Here is a 3471-nt window from a genome sequence, read left to right as displayed (position 1 = left end):
GCCGTCCGGCTGTCCGACCGGGTGCCGACCCGCTGGCTCGTGACGGGCTCCACCCTCGTGGTCCTCGCGGCCTCCGCCGCGTTCGGCGGCCTCGACGACGCGCCCGTCGAGGCGCTGCCGACGCTCGGCGCCGGCGACGCGGTCACGGGCGCCCAGCTCCGGATCGCCGTGGAGCGCGCCCGGCTCATCGACGCGCTGCCGGAGGCGGGCCTCGAGCCGGAGGACGGGCGGCGGCTCCTCGCCGTGGTCGCGACGGTCGAGGACGTCTGGGACGGCCCCGTCTCGACCGCCTCGGGCACCGGCGCCGCCGACAACCTGCGCCCCGTCGGCATCGCCGGCATCGACGAGGAGACGGATCCGGTCGCCGTCCTCCTCCTCGCCGACGGCACCTCCCGCCCCGAGCTGCAGCCGCACGTGCCCATGGAGCTCGCGTTCGTCTGGGAGGTCGACGGCGACGCCGTGCAGGCCGAGGCGGGAGCCGACCTGCCGGTCGACGTGTACGACAAGACCTACCGCGCCGAGGGGTTCGTGACCTACGGCGAGCGCTTCGAGGAGCCGTTCGTGCAGGCGCGGGCCACCGTCCCGTTCGAGGACGTCGGCGCGGGAGCGGACGGGTGACGCCCGCGCGCCGCGAGGCCCTCCGCCGGATCGGCACGGCGGCCGCGCTCGCCGCGGTGATCGCGACGGCGTCCCTCATCCTGCGGACGGCGCCCACGGAGTCCGAGTGGCAGGCGCCCATCGAGGTGCACGGCCGCATCGGCGAGGAGGTGCGGGGCCGCAACGTCGCCGTGACCGTCGAGGACGTCCGCGCGGCCCGCAGCGTGACCGCGTCGAACGGCTGGGTGGGGGAGACGACCGGCGCGTGGGTCGTGGTCGACGTGACCGCGGAGGCCGTGGTGACGGAGATCGCGGCCGGCCTCCGCACCGCGGAGCTCGTGCTGGGGGAGGACGTGTACAGCGCCTCCACCCGGCCGGGCCTCGCCACGGTCGCGGACCGCCCGCTGGCCGTCGGCATCCCGGTGCACGGGCCGCTCATGTTCGAGGTGCCGCGCGACGCCGTGCCGTCGGAGGGGACGGCCGACGCGGTGGTCCGGCTCGCGGCGACCGTCGACGCCCGGACGGACTCGCTCCTCGTGATCCCCGTCGACCTGTCCCGCCTGTCCGTCGCGGACGCCGTGACCACGGACGAGCCCGTCGAGGGCCGGCGATGACGGGCTGGTGGCGGAGGAACCGCGTCGCCCTCGTCGCGACCGTGGTGCTCGCGCCCCTCACCGTCGGCATCGTGTTCCAGAACGAGTGGGGCGGGTTCCGCGAGGGCCGGCCCGTGGAGCCCGTCGACGTGGCGGTCGGCGCGGACACGGACTTCGGGACCACCACGTGGCGCGTCGACGGCACCGACCGGATCCGCTGGTCGAGCGACCCGGGCGTCGAACGGGAGCTCCCGGTGGGCACCGACCTCGTCGTCGTCCGCATGACCGTCATCCCGCACGCGATCGTGGACTGGGCGTCCGAGGGATGCACCCTGATGCTGGACGAGGCGGACGGCGACCGCTCGGCCCGCATCTGGGAGCCCGCCTCCTCCAGCTACCTCGACCTCGACTTCGACGACCCCACGACGACGGGCTGCGACTCCACCCGGCTCGGACGGTACGAGGCCGCCGTGGGGTTCCTCGTGCCGGTCGACGCGGGCGAGGACGCCGACCTCCGGCTCGCGGTGCAGACCGTCGACCAGCTGCCGCGCTACCTCCGCGTCACGCTGTGACCGGCCGGGGGTCCTCGGACTCCCGGGCCGCGGCGGGCGGCTCACCCGCCGCCGTGCGCCGCTCCTCGAGGCGGCGGAGGCACAGGTCGTACGCCGCCGCGATCAGGCAGATGCGCAGCGGCTCCAGCACCACGTCGACGCCGAACCCCAGCAGGTCGTCGACGTTCATCCACCACGTCACCAGGTCGTGCGGCCCGATGGCCCGGACGGCGCCGAGCAGCAGCCACGACGATCCCGCCTCCACCACGGCGTACGCGAGCACGAAGACGCCCATGGACAGGACGCCCGCGCGCCAGATCAGGCGCACCGCGTCGACCAGCGGGCGCCAGCGGCTGAGGAGGTCCTCGCCCACCTCGGCCGCGCGGCGGCGGACCCCGCCCGGGAGCGCCCGCACCCGGTCGGCCACGCGCAGGTAGCCGCGGTCGAGGGCCCGCCGCGGATCCGCCGCGCGCCGCCGGGCCGCCGCCTGCGCGAGCGCGCGCCCGTAGACGACGCCCGCGAGCGTCAGCCACGCGATGGGGAGGAGGACCACGTCGCCCACCTGGCCGACCACCCAGCCGAACCCGTCCCACAGCACGGCGAGCGGCTCCAGGTACCCGGTGAGCCCCGCGCGCACGTCGGCGGCCCACGCGCTCGCGGCGCGGGTGTCGATCCACTCCCGCGCCCGCTCCTGGTACTGCGTGAGGAGGAACAGCGTCAGGTAGACCCAGACCGACTCGAGGTACACCGCGACGAGGGCCGTCCAACGCGGCAGCCGCTCGGCGTAGCGCTTCAGCAGGAACCGCCCGGTGAAGGCGAGCACGACGACCGCGACGGTGCGTGCGTCGAGGGCGACGTCGAGGACGCGGCCGCCCTCGGGCAGTTCCTCGAAGTAGTCGATGCGACGGAGCGCCGTCGTGGCGTACTGGACGGTGTCGTCGGCCAGCAGCTTCCAGGAGGCGTAGAACGCGAAGAACGGGAGGATGCTCACGAGCAGGAGGTCGGCCGTTCGCTGTCCGCGCCGCAGCAGCGGGCCGCGGTCCACGGCGTCCCGACCGGCGGCGGCGGCGCCCGCGAAGGCGGGCAGCTCGTCCCGCAGCACGAGGAACATCGCGATGAAGGCGCCGAGCCGCGCGAGGATCGCGAGCGGGAGCACCAGGAGCCCCGCCAGCGCGCTCCGGGCGCCGAGCTCCGCGGCGAGCTGGATGAGCAGGTAGTGCCCGAGCCAGCCCGCGAGGTACCAGGCGAGGAGCGCCGGCCAGCGCGCGGCGACGAGGCGCAGCGTGCGGGTCAGGACGGTGGACACGGGCTCAGGGTAGCGAGCGGTTCCCTCACCTGGGTAGATGCCGTCAGGCGCGAGCGGCGACCGCCGGCGGACCGAGCCGGGCGACGTCGAGCCCCACGTCGACCAGCACCACGCGCCCCGCGAGTCCGCGCGCCGGCTCGCGCAGGAGGCCGGCCTTGCCCGCGCCGAAGGTGACGGTGACGTCTGCGGGCAGCACGGTCGGATCCGGCACGGCGCCGTCGTCCGCGCCCGTGCCGCTCGGGATGTCGCACGCGATGACCCTCGGGCCGTCGGCCGCGCGCACGACGCTCAGGAGGGCCCCGACGACGCGCCGGGCCTCGCCGCGGAGCGCGGGGCTCGCGGTGGTGCCGATCCCGAGGATCCCGTCGACGACGAGCGACGCGCGGCGCCCGAGGCCGCGGATGGCGGCGTCGTCGAGCTCCTC

The 3471-nt window shown here is 76.0% G+C and carries 5 protein-coding genes; 3 read left to right on the top strand and 2 right to left on the bottom strand.

Annotated elements, in window-relative coordinates:
* The 3 genes from Q6969_RS14230 to Q6969_RS14220 all read left to right on the top strand — a co-directional run.
* A partial coding sequence (locus Q6969_RS14230; RefSeq protein ID WP_317231027.1) for a hypothetical protein occupies positions 1-618 on the top strand: 618 nt, incomplete at its 5' end.
* Positions 615-1211: a hypothetical protein gene (locus Q6969_RS14225; RefSeq protein WP_317231026.1), complete on the top strand. Its 597-nt coding sequence runs from the start codon at positions 615-617 to the stop codon at positions 1209-1211. The genes Q6969_RS14230 and Q6969_RS14225, both read left to right, overlap by 4 nt.
* A complete protein-coding gene (locus tag Q6969_RS14220) occupies positions 1208-1762 on the top strand; it encodes a hypothetical protein (RefSeq protein ID WP_317231025.1) in 555 nt (184 codons plus the stop codon). Before Q6969_RS14225 ends, Q6969_RS14220 begins: the two co-directional genes overlap by 4 nt.
* Here the strand turns inward: Q6969_RS14220 and Q6969_RS14215 are convergent.
* Together Q6969_RS14215 and Q6969_RS14210 are read right to left on the bottom strand one after the other, a co-directional pair.
* Positions 1752-3047 (bottom strand): hypothetical protein, encoded by a 1296-nt coding sequence (locus Q6969_RS14215; protein ID WP_317231024.1) that lies wholly within the window; start codon positions 3045-3047, stop codon positions 1752-1754. The genes Q6969_RS14220 and Q6969_RS14215 overlap by 11 nt on opposite strands.
* 43 nt (positions 3048-3090) lie before the next feature.
* Positions 3091-3471, bottom strand: a 381-nt coding sequence (locus tag Q6969_RS14210; RefSeq protein WP_317231023.1) for an NAD(P)H-hydrate epimerase, incomplete at its 5' end; no start/stop codon positions are given.

The organism is Clavibacter sp. MX14-G9D (genome assembly GCF_032917815.1).
GTDB lineage: Bacteria > Actinomycetota > Actinomycetes > Actinomycetales > Microbacteriaceae > Clavibacter > Clavibacter michiganensis_K.
This window is presented reverse-complemented; position numbering and strand designations above follow the sequence as displayed.

Excerpts from the sequence above, each read along its gene's own strand:
- Q6969_RS14220 (WP_317231025.1), top strand. The coding sequence starts at position 1,208 with ATGACGGGCTGGTGGCGGAGGAACCGCGTCGCCCTCGTCGCGACCGTG.